Source organism: Sphingomonas sp. P3_C6 (genome assembly GCF_056402595.1).
In genome coordinates, this window is the sequence record NZ_JBFUHB010000015.1 from 60,818 (window position 1) to 78,226 (window position 17,409).

Sequence of the window (17,409 nt, forward strand, 5' to 3'; positions counted from 1 at the left end):
TCAGCGACGTCCGGGAGCCGGTATATTACGCCGCCGCCGTCATTCCGCCGCCAGTGGCCGAACCACATTCACCAGGTTGGCCAGCAGCTTTCCGGGTTCCTCCTCATAGACCATGTGCGCCGAATCCTCGAACCAGACGATCCGCTTCTTCGGCGCCCGGATGCGGGTGAACCAGTCGGCGACCAGTGCTGACGAGGTTCCCCGATCGTGCCTGCCCTGGAACAGGATGAGCGGCGTCCTGAAGCGGGTCTGCCGCGAGAGATCCACCGTGCCCAGTTCGCCCCACATCGCCGTGTCGCTGAAGGCCTGCGCCTCGTCCCGCTGCTTCAGTTCCTCCGCGCTGTAATCGGGGCTGAACCGGGCGATCTCGGCATTGTGACCGAGCCCGCCGGGCCAGTAATAGCCGCCATAGGTCGCCAGCCATTGCCGTTCCGTGCCCAGATTTTGCAGGTTCCGTTCGGGCCGTGCCTTGTCCGGAAACGGCGCGATGCGCAGCAGGTCGGCAACGGCCTTGTCGTTATGGGCCGCTCGGGCGGCGGCGAGGGTCGCGTCATAGCCCTGCGCCTCGCTCCGCTGGAAATCGACGAACTGGCCCATGCCGACATAGGCGTGGAGCCATTCCGGGCGCCGCTGTGCGAGCTTCACGCCGAGCAGCGTCCCGAAGGAATGGCTCATCAGGACGATGCGATCCTTGCCATAGGTCTTGCGGAGATAGGCGACGAGCTGTTCGGCATCGTCCACCATGGCGTCGACCGTCATGCCGGGGCGCATCGCCGCCGGTGTGTTGGCGGCGTAGGTCTTGCCGGCGCCGCGCTGGTCCCATTGCACGACGGTGAAATATTCCTCCCAGTCCCGCATGTAATAATAGCTGACCGGGGACACGGTGAAGCCCGGCCCGCCATGGAGGAACAGCAGGATCGGATTGGCCTTGTGGCGGCCCCTGACCGAAATCCATTGCTTGATGCCGCCGATCTCGACCAATCCCTCCGTCTGGATCGCGTCGCTGGTGACCAGCTTGCGGACATTGCCGAACGTCTCGTTCGGCGTCTGCGCCGCCGCGGTGGTCGAAATGGCCAACCCAAGAACTACGCCCGCCAAGGCGAGATGGCGTCTTTTCGTCATATGACTCTCCCGGTCGCGTCAGGCCCTCTAGCGAGCAGGCCGCGATATCGGGGCACAGTGTATCACTTGAATAATACACCGCGCAAGATGGCATGGCATCAGCGCGATCAGCGCCGCGCGCGCCGGCCAATGCCGGTGCGCGCGGCGCGACGGAGGGCGGCTGGATCAGCCCAGGGCGACCCGATCGCGGAGCAGCACCTCGGCGATCTGCACCGCGTTCAGGGCGGCGCCCTTGCGCAGATTGTCGTTGCTCAGGAACAGGGTGAGCCCATGCTCGACCGTCGGGTCGCGCCGCACCCGGCCGACGAACACCGGGTCCTTGCCCGCCGCGGCGAGCGGATTGGGGACTTCGGCCAGTTCGACGCCGGGCGCGCGGCGCAGCAGTTCGGTCGCTTCCGCGGCCGAGATCGGCCGTTCGAACTCGACATTGATCGACAGCGAATGGCCGGTGAACACGGGCACCCGCACACAGGTCGCGGAGACCGGCAGGCCGGGCAGGTCGAGGATCTTGCGGCTCTCGTCGCGCAGCTTGATCTCCTCCTCGGTATAGCCGTCCTCGGCCAGCACATAGTTGAACGGCACCACGTTGTAGCCGATCGGCACCACCCATTTGCGCAGGTCGCCGAAGTCCGTCGCGCCACCGTCGAGCGCGAGCGCCGCGCGGTCGTCGCCGGCAACCGCGATCTGCCGGTCGAGCTCGTTCACGCCCTCCATGCCGGCGCCGGACACCGCCTGATAGGTGCTCGCCACCAGCCGCTTGAGCCCGGCCGCATCGTGCAGCGGCTTCAGCACCGGCATCGCCGCCATGGTCGTGCAATTGGGATTCGCGACGATGCCCTTGGGGATCGAGCGCAACGCCTCCGGGTTCACCTCGGCGACGACCAGCGGCACCGCGGGGTCGCTCCGCCATGCCGAGCTGTTGTCGATCACCACCGCGCCGGCCGCGGCGACCTTTTCCGCCAGCGCCTTCGAGGTCGATCCGCCGGCCGAGAAGAACACGATGTCGAGCCCCGCGAAATCCGCGGTCGATGCGTCCTCGATCGTGATCTCGGTATCGCGGAAAGGCAGGCGCGTGCCGGCCGACCGGCTCGACGCGAACAGCCGCAGCGACGCCAGCGGGAAGTCACGCTCGGCGAGCATGGTCAGCATCATGCCGCCGACCAGGCCGGTCGCGCCGACGATGCCGACATTGGGAAGGCCGGCGGGGCGGTCGGCTGAATTTTGGGAAAAGGTCATATCACTGCGTCTCCTGTCTGTGCGGAGGCGCGGGGTGTGCTGATCTGGCCGTGTCGGCCGCCCCGCGTTTCCGCGGGGCTTTGTCCAGGTGCCTAACGGTTAAGCGTCAGCACGACCGGACCGCCCCGCAAATGCGGGTCGGCTTCGGGCTAATCGTTTTGACCATCATGGACATGCGCGGCCCGATAAGAGGAAAGCGCGGGGCTGTAAACCGGGTACAAGAGGCGGGGCGCCATGGATCAATGATCGGATGTTCTAGGCCCCCCACGGCGCCTTCTCCAGCTTGCCGGAGCGGTCACGGCATTGCAGGTCATAGAAAAGCACCCCTTCCCATGCGGCATCGTTCAATTGCCCCGTCTCGATGCGCAACACACCATGAGGCGATCTGTAATAGAACAGACACTGCCCGACACTACTGATCGCGCAGTGATCTATCTCGGTGACGCCTTCCCGATAGTAGCGGTTATATTCGCTCTCATCGGCCTCCCGGTCGATCGGCCCGTTCGGACGATAGGGCTTCCAGCCGGCTTTCATAACGATCGCGCGCGCTTGCTGAATCGTTTTTCTGAACAAATTTGGTATCTTAACCTGGCCGTCGCATACCGTATCGACGGGTGCAGTCGCGTAGAGACGCAGCGTCTTTCCGTCAAAGGACAGGTCGCCGACCGGCGGTGCCGGTGTCGTCGTCCATATACGCAAATTGCCGTCCGCCATTCTTTCGAAGTCTGCCGGGGCCAGAAATGGATCAGGTTCCGGATGGAGGATGGCAACCACCTTTCCCGCATCGAAGAACGCAATGTTGCTGCTGAGCGGCATACAGGGGATACCGGGCCACCGCTGATAACGGCGCAGAATGGTGACGGCCGTCAGGGTTCCGATCGGTTGTTCGCCAGTCACGCGCCAGCCCAGCGCCTTTGCGGTTTGGCCGCCTGGCGTCTTGGGATCGATCTCGCCCCAATCGTCGCACATCGCGACGCTCGTCGTCGCCCGCTCGATCCTCGGCACCGCATCCGTGGCGATCAGGGAATATCCCCGCACCAAGGACTTCACGGCGATGGTTCCCTGCCTGGGCGTGATAGCGATGGCCGGCTCGGGGGCGTCATCGTCATTGATGGCCGCGTTCGCCGTCGCTTTCGGCTCGGCGGCACTTGTCTCCCGCGGCGTCGGCTTCGCGTACTGCGTACAGGCCGTCAAGAACAGCATCGGAAGAAGTGCAAATCGGCCCATCATGCTCCCCGATAGACGCTGCTTCAGTTAGCACCGATCATAAGAACAAACCAAAAACACGCAACCCCGGCCATACTCTCGGATAAGGACGCACTCCACGTCATTTCACTGCTGGAAGAACCCGATCCGCCACCCCATATCCCGCAGCGAAACGGAGGTACCCAATGTCCGAGTATCGCAAGACGGCCGAGGCCATCGCCGCCCTGAGCCCCGAAGAATTCTACGTCACGCAGAAGAGCGGGACGGAACGCCCCGGCACGGGCAAATATCTGAACAACAAGGAGGCCGGTATCTATGTCGATATCGTCTCCGGCGAGCCGCTGTTCGCATCGTCCGACAAATATGAATCCGGCTGCGGCTGGCCGAGCTTCACCAAGCCGATCGAGCCCGCCAATGTGAGCGAGCTGCGCGACGCCAGCCTCGGCATGGTGCGCATCGAAGTGCGCTCGGCCAATGGCGACAGCCATCTCGGCCATGTGTTCGACGATGGCCCGCGCGACCGCGGTGGCCTGCGCTATTGCATCAACTCCGCCTCGCTCCGCTTCGTGCCGCGCGACGAGATGGAGGCGCAGGGTTATGGTGCCTATCTCGACCAGGTGGAGGAAATCGCATGAGCCAGGAAACCGCAATCCTCGCCGGTGGCTGCTTCTGGGGCGTGCAGGATCTTGTGCGCCGCCAGCCCGGCGTGATCTCGACCCGCGTCGGCTATTCCGGCGGGGAGGTGCCCAATGCGACCTATCGCAACCATGGCAATCATGCCGAGGCGATCGAGATCGTGTTCGACAACGAGGTGACGAGCTTCCGCAACCTGCTCGAATTCTTCTTCCAGATCCATGATCCGAGCACGAAGAACCGCCAGGGCAATGATGTCGGCGCGAGCTACCGCTCGGCGATCTTCTACACGAGCCCGGAGCAAAAGGCTGTGGCCGAGGACACTATCGCCGATGTCGACGCCTCGGGCCTGTGGCCCGGCAAGGTGGTGACCGAAGTCACCCCGGCCGGCGACTTCTGGGAGGCGGAGCCCGAGCACCAGGATTATCTGGAGCGAATCCCGAACGGCTATACCTGTCACTTCGTCCGGCCGGGCTGGAAGCTGCCGCACCGCGCCGACGCGGTCTGAAAGTCACGCGGGGGAGGAGCCTCCCCCGCGGTATCGGCCGCCTGATCAGCGGCAGCGGTGCTTGGCGGTGATCGTCCGGTCGATCGCGCGACCGGCAAAGGCGCCGCCGACACCGCCGGCCACCGTGCCGAGCAATCCGTGGCCGAGGATCGACCGGCCGACCAGCGCACCGCCGACCCCGCCTGCCACGAGCCCGGTAGTCCCCTTGGATGGGCGGCATCCGTGATGGCGATAGGTGCCGTGATTGTAATGATGCCTGGGCCGCGCCTCCGCCGCGCTGGTGGGCAGCACCATGGTAGCGGGGATCGCGAGCGAGAAGGCGCTGAACGCGAGAAGGGCTTTACGCATTGGTGGGTGCTCCGGGCCTGACACAGTGATGCCGCCAGAACCGATGGACCGACCTTAAGGTTGCGTGAAGGTTTCGTGAAGGTCGATGGGTTCGGTTGGGCGGCTGAACCGCTGGACAGTGTTGGAACCCCCTATGTGCCCTCTTCGTTTTGCACGGGACAACAAGAAGAGAGGAAGAGCGATGTCCATCAACGGCGAACAATGGGAAAAGGAATTGCGCGCCCTGCTCGATCAGATCCAGGCGCAGCCCTCCAGGGACTGGACCGGGGAGCGCCAGCGGGTCGCCGTGCTGAAGAACCTGATCGCGGCGCGCGGCAAGGCAGTTCCTGCGTGAACGTAACGCCAAAGACTTAGCCCCACGCAGCCAGCGGAGCGTCAAACACACCTCCCGCTGGATGACACCGAATTCACCCAATGTCCTGTTGACCGGACGCCGGTCCCGCGCGACCAGTGTGCAAGCATTCAGGCGTAGTGGTAGAAGGACAGTAGGTGAGGCCCCCGATCGTCTTGGCCGCTTTGGTTGCGGTTCTCCTCGCCCTCCCTGCCACGGCCCAGGCCAAATGCTCGGTCGGGCAGATGCTCCAGTTGCCGGTCACCATGTCCGGTCTGCGCCCGCTGGCCCCGGCGAAGATCAACGGCAAGGACGTGAAATTCATCGTCGATAGCGGCGCATTCTACAGTTCCATCTCACCCGGTTCGGCCGCCGAACTCGATCTGCGGCTTACCGCCGCGCCGGCAAATCTTCGCGTGACCGGGATCGGCGGCGAAGCCCGCATGTCGATCGGCAAGGTGAAGGATTTCGGCATCGGCGAGGCGACGCTGCACAATGTGGAGTTCCTGGTCGGCGGCAGCGAGAGCGGCAGCATCGGCCTGCTCGGGCAGAATGTGCTGGGCATCGGCGACGCCGAATATGATTTCAACGGCGGCGCGGTCCGGCTGATGAAATCGAAGGACTGCAAGAATGTGAACCTGGCCTATTGGGCCACGGGCAAGAACATTGCGGTGTCGATGCTCGAGATCGAATCCCCCACCCTCGGCGCCCCGCACACGGCCGGCACGGTATTCCTCAACGGCGTGAAAATCCGCGCGGTCTTCGATACCGGAGCGCCGACGACGATGATGACGAAGGCGGCCGCCGCGCGCGCCGGGATCAAGCCGGACATGGAGGGCGTCTCGGCCGCGGGATCGGTCGGCGGCATCGGGCGGCGTTTTTCCCAGAGCTGGATCGGCCCGTTCCAGAGCCTCAAGATCGGCGACGAGGAGATCCGCAAGATCCGCCTGCGTTTCGCCGATCTCGGCGATGTCTCCTTCGACATGCTGATCGGCGCCGACTTCTTCCTGTCGCACCGGGTCTATGTGTCCAACACGCAGCGGCAGATGTTCTTCACCTATAATGGCGGCCCGGTGTTCGACCTCAGCGTGAAACGCGCCGCGGAAATGGCCGCTGCCGAGGAGAAGAAGGCAGCGTCGGCGACCGGAGAAGGCGAAGACGCCACCGCCCCCAAGACCGCGCAGGAATTCAGCCAGCGCGGCAATGCCCGCGCCGCTCGACGTGACGAGACGGGCGCCCTTGCCGACATGAACCGCGCCGTCGAGCTTGCGCCAGACAATGCCGAATATCGTTTCCAGCGCGCGCTCGCCCTGCTGATCACCGGCAAGCCGGTGGAGGCCAGGTCCGATCTGGACCGCGCCGTCAGCCTCAGGCCGGATTATCCCGAAGCCTTGCTGCTCCGGGCATCGGCGCGGTTGCGGACCCGCGACCCGATCGGCGCCCGTAGCGACCTCGTGGCAGCCGACCGGGCGCTTCCCGACGCCTCCGATATGCGCCTGAAGATCGCCAACTATTATCAGGATCTGGATGATCCCGACGCATCGATCCCGCAATATGATCGCTGGATCGCCGCCCATCCCGACGACAATCGTCTGCCGAGCGCACTCAACAGCCGATGCCGGGCACGGGCACGCGCCGGCCGCGATCTGGACAAGGCGATCAGCGATTGCGACCGTGCCCTCAGGCTGCGTCCCCGGACGGCGGCTTATCTCGACAGTCGTGGCCTCACCCATCTGCGCAATGGCGATCTCGACAAGGCGCTGGCCGATTACAATGCGGCACTGGCAATCGAACCGAAAATGGCGTGGTCGCTCTACGGCCGTGGAATCGTCGAGCAGAAAAAGGGCATGGCCGAACAGGGCAAGGCCGATATCGCGGCGGCCATCGCCTTTCGAAAAGACCTGCCGAGACAGGCGAAGAAGATGGGATTGGACGTGCCAGAATAGCGGACCGGGAATTCAGACGCTACTTTCCTGAGTCCTTGCCTGCCCCAATCGGCTGGCCGGGCAGCGGCACCGGGCCATCGCCGGACGCGCTGTCATTGTCATAATCCTCGCCGGAACTGCCGCCGCCGGCGCCGACACCGCTGCCATGAACCTGTCCCGTCGCGGAATCGATCGATGCCCGTTTGCCGTTTTCGCTCGGGATATCAGGGGTGTCGCGGGCTATTTCCGCCATGGCATTTCTCCTAACCTGTCAACGGCAATGGACTGATGGCGCGCCGCCGATCAGTGCCAGAAGATCAGCAACAGAATGATGATCGGGAGCGGAATGCCGATCAACCATAGCAAGATACCTTTACCCACGACACGCTCCTCTCGATTGTTTCGATACTAGGACAACACGCGGAAAAGCGGGCCGTTCCATTTGCAGATTGACGTGCGCCAATATTGTACCTGATCCAGGTTAGAGTACCCGCTTAATTATTCTCTCGGTTCTCGGTCTCGATACTAGGCGGGGCTGGCCCGCCAGCATCGTCAGGTATCGGATGCCGAGCGATGCCCCGCGTCCTTCATGCACCGGAACGCAGGGCATGCCGCACACTGCTACACAGTCACTACGTCGAGCGTAGTCGTCTCGGGCTTGGGGAGTCCCGCCTTATAGGCCGACACCAGTTCCTCCTTGCGGGTGCGCAACTGCTCACCGAGCGCATCCATGTCGAGCCCGGCGTGCCGCGCCTGGGAGAACATGCCCTCCATGCGCTTTTCCTCTTCCTCGACATGGTGCTCGATCTGCTCGGACAGCACCTTCACTTTCGCGTCATAATATTCGTCGTCGGGGCTGCCCGCCTCGATCTCCGCGATCAGCACCTTCGCGCCGTCATGCTCGACATAGGCTTCCTTGAGCAGGTCTTCCTCGATCTTGCCCTCGCACGCCGGATAGAAGATCTCCTCCTCGATCTGGGCATGGACCGTGATTTCAAGGCATATCTGGGTCGCGATCTTCCGCTTTTTCGCGGAGCCGGTCGCGCCTTCATATTGCTCGAACAATTCCTCGACTGTGCGGTGATCCGCCTTGAGGAGAGCGATCGCATCCTGTTTCGTATCGGCCATAAAACCTCCTGCTGTCTGCGGATTCAACCGCAACCGCGTCGGGTTCGTTCCGCGAGTCCGCCCTCTTGCGAGTCGTTAGCGGGGCGTCTTGATTCAGATCAGGAATTATCGCTCAAACGACAAGTTCATGGGGACGTCACAATTAGTTCACGCTATTGACGCCACATCACGGCGATCGTGAACCAGGTTCCAGGCGCGTTCCCACGTCGCCCCATTCGAGGCACGCGCTTGCTCCACTTCTCTCGATCGACCTTCCGGGCCACACGGCTTTCCAACCCCGCACATTCCGACAATGCCGCCTATGTCATCCCTGGCGCATGGGTCGCGGGCGGCACCCTGCTCAGCCTCGTCGCGCTGATAACGCTAATGGCGTGGCAGGGGCTCAGGATCGATCCATGGGCGAAAAGCACGGTCCTCTTCTCCGTGCTTGGCATCATCACCGCCGCGACCCGCTACGCGCTGCGCCATGCGCCGACCCGTGGCCGTCGTATCGCGCGCGACATCGCCGAATATTTCGGCCTGTTCACCCTGATCTCTCTGATGGGCGCGACCGCGACCTATCCGCTCTCCGCCGGCAGCCACGGCTTCATCGACCCGACGCTGCAGCGCATCGATGCGATGCTGCACTTCAACTGGATCGCCTGGTATGATCTGGTCGCGGCGCACCGGTCGCTCCAGCTGCTCGGCATCGCCGCCTATCAGAGCATCTTCCTGAGCCCCGCGTTGCTGCTCGGCTATTTCGCCTGGCGCGACCACCGGGCGGCGGCTCGATCGTTCATCGCGTCCTTCTGGGTGGCCGCGGTGATCTCGCTGATCCTGTTTCGCTTCATCCCGGCCGAAGGCCCCCTCGCCTTTCTGTGGCAGGGACCGATCCCCTATATGCCGGTCAGCGAGCTTTCCGAGTCGACGATCATCCCGGAACTGCGCCTTCACCTGATGAGCCATGTCGATCTCGGTAACCTGCGGGGACTCGTCTCGGCGCCGAGCTTCCACACCGCGAGCGCGGTGCTTTATATCGCCGCCGCCTGGCCGTTCCGCCGGCTGCGCTGGCCGCTCACCCTGCTCAACGTCGCGATGCTCCTGTCCACACCGGTAGAGGGCACGCACTATCTGTCGGACATGATCGCGGGGGCGCTGGTCGCGATCGTGGGAATCGCGCTGGTCCGGCTGCTCGAAGCACATCGATCATCGATCGGACCGTCCATCGGGAGGATGGATAGTGTCATGATGCGGGTATAAAACCCCGGTCATCGCGACGTGGAAACCAGCGCGCGATCATCTCATCCTGAGGAGACCGCCATGAGCACGATCACCACCAAGGACGGCACCGACATCTTCTACAAGGACTGGGGGACGGGCCAGCCCATCGTCTTCCACCATGGCTGGCCGCTGACCGCCGACGACTGGGACAGCCAGATGCTGTTCTTCCTCGCCCAGGGCTATCGGGTGATCGCGCATGATCGCCGCGGCCATGGCCGTTCGAGCCAGCCGTCCTTCGGCAACGACATGGACACCTATGCCGACGACGTCGCGGAACTGACCGCGGCGCTGGACCTGAAGGACGCGATCCATATCGGCCATTCGACCGGCGGCGGCGAAGTCGCCCGTTATCTCGGCCGTCACAGCACGTCGCGCGTCGCCAAGGCGGTGCTGGTCAGTGCCGTCCCGCCCGTGATGATCAAGAAGGAATCCAACCCCGGCGGCCTGCCGATCGAGGTGTTCGACGATCTGAGGAACCAGCTCGCAGCGAACCGGGCGGAATTCTACAAAAACGTGCCGTTCCCCTTTTACGGCTTCAACCGTGAGGGGGCGACGACCTCGCAGGGCGTGATGGATCATTGGTGGCTGCAGGGCATGATGGGTTCCGCCCAGGCGCATTACGAATGCATCAAGGTGTTTTCGGAAACCGACTTCACCGAGGACCTGAAGAAGATCGACGTGCCGTGCCTGATCCTGCACGGCGATGACGATCAGATCGTGCCCTATAAGGACGCGGCGCTGCTCTCCGCCGAGCTGGTGCAGAAACCGACGCTGAAAATCTATCCGGGCTATCCGCACGGCATGTTGACGGTGCACGCGGATGTTCTCAACGCCGACATCCTCGGCTTCATCAAGGCATGAGCGACGCCACCGCCCTCATCGCCCGGCTGGGACTAACGCCTCATCCCGAGGGCGGATGGTATCGCGAGACCTTCCGCCAGCCCGCGCCCAACCAGGGGCGCGGGCTGGCGACGGCTATCCTGTTCCTGCTCGATCTCGGCCAGAGCTCACACTGGCACCGGGTCGACGCCGCCGAACTCTGGCTATGGCATACCGGTAGCCCGCTCCGGCTGCTGATCGACGACGGCACACCGCGGGAGCATCTGCTCGGCGGTGACGTGCTGGCGGGGCAATTGCCCCAGGCGATCGTGCCGGCCAATGCCTGGCAGGCGGCCGAGGCACAGCTCGGCTGGGCGCTGGTGAGCTGCGTGGTCACGCCGGCTTTCGAATTCGCCGGCTTCGAGCTTGCCGCATCAGGCTGGTCGCCGCGTTAGGGCGAAGCGATCAGGATCACGACGCGGCGGTTCTCCTGACGGCCCTCCACGGTAGCGTTGCTCTCGATCGGATACCGGTCACCCAGCCCCTCGGTGAGGATATTCCCGCGCGGGATGCCGCCGCCCGCCATGGCATCCGCCACTGCATCGGCCCGGCGCTGAGACAGCGCCTCATTGTGGCGCGCCGTTCCGGTGTCGTCGGCGTGCCCCTCGACACGGGCGCGGTGGATGCCGACCGCGACCAGCCGCCCGGTGATGCCGCGGATGACCCCCACCTGCTCGGCCCGGATATCGCTTGCATCGGTCGCGAACAGCAGCCGGTCCTGCATGCCGAACTCCCAGCCCCGGTCCGTCTTCGCGAAACCCTCGGCGCGAAGCGCGGCCACCTGCGCCCTGCTCCAGCCGCCATGATCGGCCATGGTCTGGCATGCAGCCAGCATCATCAGGCCAATGCCGAGCAGCATCTTCGAAAGCGGTCGGGACATCATGGTCGAAGCATCTTTCCCTTTGTTCATGATCATTGCGTGCGCGCCTGCTTGCTCGCGTACATGGCGGCATCGGCCGTCTTGAGCAGCGTCACGGCATCCCTTCCATCTTCCGGAGACACCGCCGAACCGACGCTGAGACTCAGGAAGATCGTCTCGCCCGACGGCAGGAGGATCGGCGTTGCCATGCGCTCCATCAGGCCTTCGCATACGCGGGTTACAGCCTCGCGACCGCTGGGCGCCGGGAGCAGCACGGCAAACTCGTCGCCACCGAGGCGCGCCGCGATGTCCTGAGCGCGGATCGACGACTTCAGCCGCGCCGCGATCTCCACCAGCGCATGATCGCCCGCTGCATGACCATGTCGGTCATTCACAGCCTTGAAGCCATTCCCGTCGATATAGAGGATCGCAAAAGGCTCACCGTCGCTCAGCGCCCGATCGACCGATACCGCCAGATGCTGTTCGAAAACGGCCCGGTTCGGCAGGTCGGTCAGCGTGTCGTGCCGCGCCTGGTGGCTCAGTTCCTCATGCTCGCGGCGCAGATGCGCGTGCCATTCGTCGAGCTCGTCGAGCAGCGCGTTGAAATCGTCGCCAAGCGAATCGATCTCGGCGATCTTGGCGGGTGGGGCGCGGCGACCAAAGCTGCGGTCCTCGCGCACGCCATGTGCCACCGCGGCAATCTGGCGCAGCGGTCCGATCACGCTCTGCTGGAGCCTGCTGGCGAGGAAATGCGTCGCGATCGCGGTGATCACGAGACAGGCCAGGGCACCGGCCAGCCCGTTACGAATATAGCCGGCGACGACCACCGGATCGCCCCGCACGCGCACCTCGCCGATCGTGACGCCGCGATGGAGCACCGGCGCGGTAACGACCGTTGGGAAGACGAGCCTTTCGGTCAGCCCGTCGATGCCGAGGACATCGCGATGATGCCGCCCATTGCCCAGCCGGGCAAGTGGCGCCCCACTGCGTTTGGCGATCACGGTGATCTCGGCCACGCCCTCGGCGGCAGCGAGCGGCGCAATGCTTTCACGCGCTGCGTCGGGATCGTCGAAGATGACGGCGGGCGCGACGGTGTAGCTGGCCGACTGGGCGATCAGGCGCAGGTTTTGCTGGGCATAGCCGGTGATCGTCGCGAAGCCGGCAAGCAGCACCGTCAGTCCAGCGATGCCGACCGCGAACAGCGTGACGCGAAAATGCACCCGCGCAAGCACCGCACGAAGCGTGGGCAAGGGGCGAACAGCCCGACTCACGACTCGTCCTCACTGGCATCGGAGAGACGCAACACGCGCGGATCGACCCGCACCATTCCGCGGGAAATCGCGTCGACGCTCAGTCGAAAGGATACTTCCCCGCTATCGACTTCGAGACAGAACATCGTGCCGCCGCGGCATGCCGGGTCGGATTCGGCGATGGACAGAACGCCCCGCCTGCGAATGGAGGCAATCGCCTGCTGTGCGACGCCAGCGGCCAGCGTGCCGAGATACAGCACGTCGCATGTCTGAGCGACTGTCGCACTATCCGCAAGATAATTGACCGAGACGGCGCGTCCCGCGACCTCGCTCGCCTCGCCGAGCCGGCCGGCGAACCGCGCCCTGCCCATCACGCACAACCGTGTCGCCGGCGCCGGTTCGCCCGGCCAGCGCGTATAGCTGATGATCCCGCCAACCATGCGCGCGACCGCACGCGCCTGCTGGTCGGGCCCGGCCGCAGTCCGGGTCCGCACGGTGAAGCCGGTCGGAATCGGCGATGTCGAGAGGAGCGACGCGATCAACGCGATCGGCATCAGCACCGCCCCAGGACCTTGGCCACGCGCACAACCATATTTTCCTGACGGGCGCGCGCGGATCGCGGGGCTAGAGTGGCTTGGTTATACAACGGGCTGATGATAATGGTTACACAAGTGGTTACGACAGCGTCACGGCCATACAGACGCTTCCCGACGGCTGGCAAGCGCAACCGGCCACGCCAGCCGGGATATGCGACGAACGGCAAGGGGCATCTAGCGGGCCCCGTTGATCTGCTGGATCAGGGCCCGGTGCCCCGGCAGGTCGAGCGTGGCGCGCTCCCCGAAATTCCTGATACGTGCGAAGGTCTTCTCGGCCGCGCCCACATTGGGAAAATCGCTTCGGCTCGGTGCCAGGTCGGTCCTGAACTCCATGCCGTAGAGGATGTACTGATAGTTGAAGAAGGCGAAGGATTCGAGATCGAGCGTGAAGTCGAACCGGCCCGGCGGTCGGTGCCGCCACTGATCGAGCATCTCGGCCAGCCGCTCGGGGATCGACGCCGGATCGGCATTATCGCGCCAGAAGGGCTCGGTGCGCTGGCTCAGGCAATAATGCAGCTTCAGGAAATTGACGATATTGTCGTAGCGCGCGGCCATCAGCTCGTTGAAGCGGCGCGCCGGGGCATCGACCGGGCCGTTGTGCGGGAACATCTCCGCGATCATGCCGATCGCTGCCTCGATCACCAGCACGCCGGTGGATTCGAGCGGCTCTAGGAACCCGCCCGACAGCCCGACCGCGACGCAGTTCTTCACCCATTGCCGCTCACGATAGCCAGGTTCGAACAGGATACGGCGCGGTACGATCTCCTGCTCGCGCGGGCCGATATAATCCCGCAGGATTTCCGCCGCGCGATCGTCCGAAACATGGTCGCTCGAATAGACGCAGCCGATTCCGCGCGCACCGTTCAACCCGATGTCCCAGGTCCACCCAGCCTCGTGCGCAGCGGCGATGGTATAGCTCTCAATCGGTGCGTCGGGCCGGTCATAGGGGATCTTGCAGGCAAGTGCCCGATCGGTGAACAGGACGGGACGCACCGATTTGAACGGTGCCTTCAACGCCCGCCCGATCAGTTCCGCCCGGAAACCGGTGCAATCGATATAGAGGTCGGCGTCGAGCCGCCCGTGTTCCGCCGCGACGACATGGTCAATCGCCCCGGTATCGTCGATCTCGACATGGTTGAGCAGTCCCTGGAGATGAACGACGCCAAGCGCACGTGCGCGCTCCGCCAGGACATTCGCCAGCATCGTCGCGTCGAAATGATAGGCATAGCTGAGCGGCCCGGCGAAATCGCCCTCGCCCGCCCCCTTCGGCCCGCGCTGCGCCTCCGCCACGCGGTTCTGGATCGTCATCGCCTCGGCAAAGGGCCGGCGCGTCTTCTCGTCCTGGAGCAGCCAATAGGGCACCAGGCTGACGCCCTCGGCATGGAAGGGCGCCTCGAACGGATGGAAGAAGTGGCTGTGCTCCCCTTCCTTCGGGGTACGCACCCAGTCGATGAAGCGGATGCCCTGCTTGAAAGTGGCCGAGGTTTCGCGAATGAACCGGCTCTCGTCGATGCCGATGAACTGAAGCGTGTTGCGGATCGTGGGGAAGGTCCCCTCGCCCACGCCGATGATGCCGATTTCCGGCGATTCGAGCAGCCTGATCTCGAGCCGTTCATTGCCGGAGAGCTCGAGATATTTGGCGAGATAGGCCGCCGTCATCCAGCCGGCCGTGCCGCCGCCGACGATCAATATGCTGCGCTTCCGGTCCATGCTGCCGTCTTGCCCCATGATCATGCCCTGACGAACAGGTTTTTGAGCCAAAGCGGCCCCGCCTTTGCCGCCTGTCGCCAGTCACCGTCATCCTCGGCGACCTCGGGCGTATAGGCCCAGGGATTGACCAGCTTGACCCGGCCGGCCTTGAAGGAGCCGGGATGGCGCGTCGCCAGGATCAGCCCGTGCTCCACGGCGGTCGCCGCAAGCAGCCCGTCGCGCGCATCGGCATAGGGCAATTGAGTGCGCCGCCGCACGATCGCCGTGTCGACCGGCAGGATCCGCCCGTCAAAGGCGCCCAGCACCTGGTTGTCGATCCACTGGCGCAGCGCAGCGCCGCCCGCCTTGTCCCGCTGCGCAGTGCGCGCGACGCCGCTGTCCAGTTCGAGCAGGGTCAGCGCAGAGATGAACAGGCTCTGCCGGGCGAGGCCCGCCGCCCAGCCCGCGAAGCGCGGATCGGTCTTCCCGGCGCGGGCGTTGCGCAGTTCGAACACCACGCCGGTATCGAGCAGATACATCAGCCGATCCCCTCCTGCCTGCTCCACGCCTCATGCGCGCTGCCCGCCAGGTCGATGTCCGGCAGGTCTGGCATGGCGAGCAGGTCGACGATCGTTTCGGTCTGCCCGGTAAGCTGGCGGAAGGCATCGATGCTCATCAGCACGTGAGTGGGTTTGCCCCGGTCGGTGACGAACACCGGCTCGAGTCGCGCGGCGCGCTTCGCAGCGGTAACATCCTGGTTGAAATCGCGGCTTGAGACGAGCTTCATTGGGCCGATTCCTGTACCTACATGCCTATAATGTTCACGCTAACTTGTAGGCACATTACTACTCTGTGCCTCCACCGCAACACCTCGTATGCCCATGACCGAAAAATGACGGGGAGCGGCTGCCAGGCCGCATTTTCCTGTTGCGCGACGTCCCGAATTTCGCCCCCATCGTGAACAGGCAACGGGAATTGCCGGGGAAAACCCGAATTCAGGAGGGGGAAAATCATATGGCCAACGCGGTCATCGATAGTATCTGGTCGACAGTCGGCGGCACCTTGTCCGCGCATGGGCCTGCCGTTCCGGCCTCGGCCGCAAGCTATACGCCGGGCGACTTCAGCGTTCACTTCTTCCTCCAGCTTGCGGTGATCCTGCTGGCGTGCCGGGTCGTCGGCTGGGCCGGCAAGAAGTTCCTCGGACAACCCCAGGTCGTCGGCGAGATGATCGCCGGCGTGATCCTCGGCCCATCGCTTCTCGGGCTGTTCTTCCCGGGCGCTCAGCTGGAGCTGTTCCCCAAGGAGACGCGCAACGTGCTCTACGCCGGCGCACAACTCGGCGTCGGTCTGTACATGTTCCTGGTCGGCACCACGCTGCGGCTCGACAAGTTCAAGTCCAAGGCGAAGAGTGCGATGGGCGTATCCTTTGCCGGCATCGCCGCGCCGTTCCTGATCGCGTTCCTGATCACGCCGCTCCTGCTCGGCGTGCCGGGGCTGTTCGCGCCGGGCATCTCGACCGCCAACGCCACCCTGTTCATGGGCGCCTGCATCGCGCTCACCGCCTTCCCGATGCTGGCGCGAATTATCAACGAGCGCGGGCTCGCCGACACCGCGCTCGGCACCCTGTCGCTGACCGCGGGTGCGTTCGACGATGCCGTTTCGTGGTGCGTGCTCGCTGTCGTGCTGGCGACCTTCGGGGCAGGCCCTGGCGTCGCGGTGCTCGCGATCGGCGGGGGCGTTGCCTATGCCGCCTTCATCATCCTGTTCGGCCAGCGCCTGCTGGCGCCGCTCGGCCGGGCGGTCGAGCGCGCCGGAGAGATGAGCGTGACCGTACTCGCCATCACGCTGATGCTGTTCTGCGCCTCCGCCTTCCTGATGGACGCAATCGGTATCCATGCGATCTTCGGCGGCTTCATCCTGGGCGTCGTCATGCCGCGCGGCCTGTTCGTCGAGGAACTGAAGAAGAAGGTCGAGCCGCTCGCCGTCGTGCTGCTGCTGCCGATGTTCTTCACCTATTCGGGCCTCAACACCCGGATGGACATGGTCAACTCGCCCGCACTCCTGCTGATCGCGCTCGGCGTGCTGATCGCCTCGATCCTCGCAAAGGGCGGCGCCTGCTACCTGGCGGCACGGATCGCAGGCGAGGACAATCGCACCTCGCTCGGCATCGGCGCGCTGATGAACTCGCGCGGGCTGATGGAGCTGATCATCATCAATATCGGCCTGCAAAAGGGTATTATCGGTCCGACGCTGTTCTCGATGCTCGTGCTGATGGCGATCGTCACCACCATGATGGCGGGCCCGCTGTTCGAACTGGTCTATGGCCGCGAGGCGCGTGCCTCCGGCGAACTCGGCGCGATCGACGGCGGCCTCGTCGCCAATCCAGCCTAAGAGCTGCCCCCTGGAGCGGGCGGCCCCCACAACCAGCCGCCCGCTCCC

At 64.5% G+C, this 17,409-nt stretch carries 20 protein-coding genes; 8 read left to right on the forward strand and 12 right to left on the reverse strand.

Going from position 1 to position 17,409, the window contains the following annotated elements:
• Positions 1 to 39 precede the first annotated feature (39 nt).
• The 3 genes from AC1DT7_RS15110 to AC1DT7_RS15120 form a co-directional block, all read right to left on the reverse strand.
• Positions 40 to 1,122, reverse strand: coding sequence for an alpha/beta fold hydrolase (locus tag AC1DT7_RS15110; protein WP_478036849.1), 1,083 nt, complete (start codon positions 1,120 to 1,122; stop codon positions 40 to 42).
• 165 nt (positions 1,123 to 1,287) lie between these two features.
• Positions 1,288 to 2,358 (reverse strand): aspartate-semialdehyde dehydrogenase, encoded by a 1,071-nt coding sequence (locus AC1DT7_RS15115; protein WP_478036850.1) that lies wholly within the window; start codon positions 2,356 to 2,358, stop codon positions 1,288 to 1,290.
• Between the two features lie 255 nt (positions 2,359 to 2,613).
• A complete protein-coding gene (locus AC1DT7_RS15120; protein ID WP_478036851.1) occupies positions 2,614 to 3,588 on the reverse strand; it encodes a hypothetical protein in 975 nt (324 codons plus the stop codon).
• A 161-nt stretch (positions 3,589 to 3,749) separates the two neighbouring features.
• Between AC1DT7_RS15120 and msrB the strand changes: the two genes are divergently transcribed.
• A complete protein-coding gene (msrB, locus tag AC1DT7_RS15125; protein ID WP_478036852.1) occupies positions 3,750 to 4,199 on the forward strand; it encodes a peptide-methionine (R)-S-oxide reductase MsrB in 450 nt (149 codons plus the stop codon).
• Positions 4,196 to 4,705, forward strand: a complete 510-nt coding sequence (msrA, locus tag AC1DT7_RS15130) for a peptide-methionine (S)-S-oxide reductase MsrA (RefSeq protein WP_478036853.1) — start codon at positions 4,196 to 4,198, stop codon at positions 4,703 to 4,705. Before msrB ends, msrA begins: the two co-directional genes overlap by 4 nt.
• Before the next feature lie 45 nt (positions 4,706 to 4,750).
• Here msrA and AC1DT7_RS15135 read toward each other — a convergent pair whose 3' ends face one another.
• On the reverse strand, positions 4,751 to 5,053 hold the full coding sequence (locus AC1DT7_RS15135; protein ID WP_478036854.1) for a hypothetical protein: 303 nt from the start codon (positions 5,051 to 5,053) through the stop codon (positions 4,751 to 4,753).
• 181 nt (positions 5,054 to 5,234) lie between these two features.
• Between AC1DT7_RS15135 and AC1DT7_RS15140 the strand changes: the two genes are divergently transcribed.
• Positions 5,235 to 5,387: a hypothetical protein gene (locus tag AC1DT7_RS15140; protein WP_478036855.1), complete on the forward strand. Its 153-nt coding sequence runs from the start codon at positions 5,235 to 5,237 to the stop codon at positions 5,385 to 5,387.
• Positions 5,388 to 5,542: 155 nt separating this feature from the next.
• Positions 5,543 to 7,330, forward strand: a complete 1,788-nt coding sequence (locus tag AC1DT7_RS15145; RefSeq protein ID WP_478036856.1) for an aspartyl protease family protein — start codon at positions 5,543 to 5,545, stop codon at positions 7,328 to 7,330.
• Between the two features lie 19 nt (positions 7,331 to 7,349).
• Here the strand turns inward: AC1DT7_RS15145 and AC1DT7_RS15150 are convergent, their stop codons facing one another.
• Complete coding sequence (locus AC1DT7_RS15150; RefSeq protein WP_478036857.1) at positions 7,350 to 7,562, reverse strand: hypothetical protein; 213 nt, start codon at positions 7,560 to 7,562, stop codon at positions 7,350 to 7,352.
• Between the two features lie 368 nt (positions 7,563 to 7,930).
• Positions 7,931 to 8,437 carry a hemerythrin domain-containing protein gene (locus AC1DT7_RS15155; protein ID WP_478036858.1) on the reverse strand — a complete coding sequence of 169 codons (507 nt, stop codon included), beginning with the start codon at positions 8,435 to 8,437 and terminating at the stop codon, positions 7,931 to 7,933.
• Between the two features lie 228 nt (positions 8,438 to 8,665).
• On the opposite strand from AC1DT7_RS15155, the gene AC1DT7_RS15160 reads away from it, so the two are divergent.
• The 3 genes from AC1DT7_RS15160 to AC1DT7_RS15170 are packed head-to-tail and all read left to right on the forward strand — an operon-like array spanning position 8,666 to position 10,971.
• Entirely contained in the window at positions 8,666 to 9,676 is a 1,011-nt protein-coding gene (locus AC1DT7_RS15160; protein WP_478036859.1) for a phosphatase PAP2 family protein, read from the forward strand.
• A gap of 60 nt (positions 9,677 to 9,736) precedes the next feature.
• Positions 9,737 to 10,558, forward strand: coding sequence for an alpha/beta fold hydrolase (locus tag AC1DT7_RS15165; RefSeq protein WP_478036860.1), 822 nt, complete (start codon positions 9,737 to 9,739; stop codon positions 10,556 to 10,558).
• Positions 10,555 to 10,971 (forward strand): cupin domain-containing protein, encoded by a 417-nt coding sequence (locus tag AC1DT7_RS15170; RefSeq protein WP_478036861.1) that lies wholly within the window; start codon positions 10,555 to 10,557, stop codon positions 10,969 to 10,971. The genes AC1DT7_RS15165 and AC1DT7_RS15170 overlap by 4 nt, the downstream gene beginning before the upstream one ends.
• Here the strand turns inward: AC1DT7_RS15170 and yfiB are convergent.
• From yfiB to AC1DT7_RS15200, 6 genes are all read right to left on the reverse strand, one after another.
• Positions 10,968 to 11,459, reverse strand: coding sequence for an outer membrane lipoprotein YfiB (gene yfiB / locus AC1DT7_RS15175; protein WP_478036862.1), 492 nt, complete (start codon positions 11,457 to 11,459; stop codon positions 10,968 to 10,970). The genes AC1DT7_RS15170 and yfiB overlap by 4 nt on opposite strands.
• 29 nt (positions 11,460 to 11,488) lie before the next feature.
• Positions 11,489 to 12,706, reverse strand: coding sequence for a diguanylate cyclase DgcN/YfiN (dgcN, locus tag AC1DT7_RS15180; protein WP_478036863.1), 1,218 nt, complete (start codon positions 12,704 to 12,706; stop codon positions 11,489 to 11,491).
• Positions 12,703 to 13,239, reverse strand: coding sequence for a regulatory sequestration protein YfiR (gene yfiR / locus AC1DT7_RS15185; RefSeq protein WP_478036864.1), 537 nt, complete (start codon positions 13,237 to 13,239; stop codon positions 12,703 to 12,705). Before yfiR ends, dgcN begins: the two co-directional genes overlap by 4 nt.
• Positions 13,240 to 13,455: 216 nt before the next feature.
• Positions 13,456 to 14,991, reverse strand: a complete 1,536-nt coding sequence (locus AC1DT7_RS15190; protein ID WP_478036865.1) for a tryptophan halogenase family protein — start codon at positions 14,989 to 14,991, stop codon at positions 13,456 to 13,458.
• A gap of 20 nt (positions 14,992 to 15,011) precedes the next feature.
• Positions 15,012 to 15,509: a PIN domain-containing protein gene (locus AC1DT7_RS15195; RefSeq protein WP_478036866.1), complete on the reverse strand. Its 498-nt coding sequence runs from the start codon at positions 15,507 to 15,509 to the stop codon at positions 15,012 to 15,014.
• Entirely contained in the window at positions 15,509 to 15,757 is a 249-nt protein-coding gene (locus AC1DT7_RS15200; RefSeq protein WP_478036867.1) for a type II toxin-antitoxin system Phd/YefM family antitoxin, read from the reverse strand. Before AC1DT7_RS15200 ends, AC1DT7_RS15195 begins: the two co-directional genes overlap by 1 nt.
• Positions 15,758 to 15,984: 227 nt before the next feature.
• Here AC1DT7_RS15200 and AC1DT7_RS15205 point away from each other — a divergent pair, with 227 nt between their 5' ends.
• Entirely contained in the window at positions 15,985 to 17,361 is a 1,377-nt protein-coding gene (locus AC1DT7_RS15205) for a cation:proton antiporter (protein ID WP_478036868.1), read from the forward strand.
• The last annotated feature ends 48 nt before the right edge of the window (positions 17,362 to 17,409 follow it).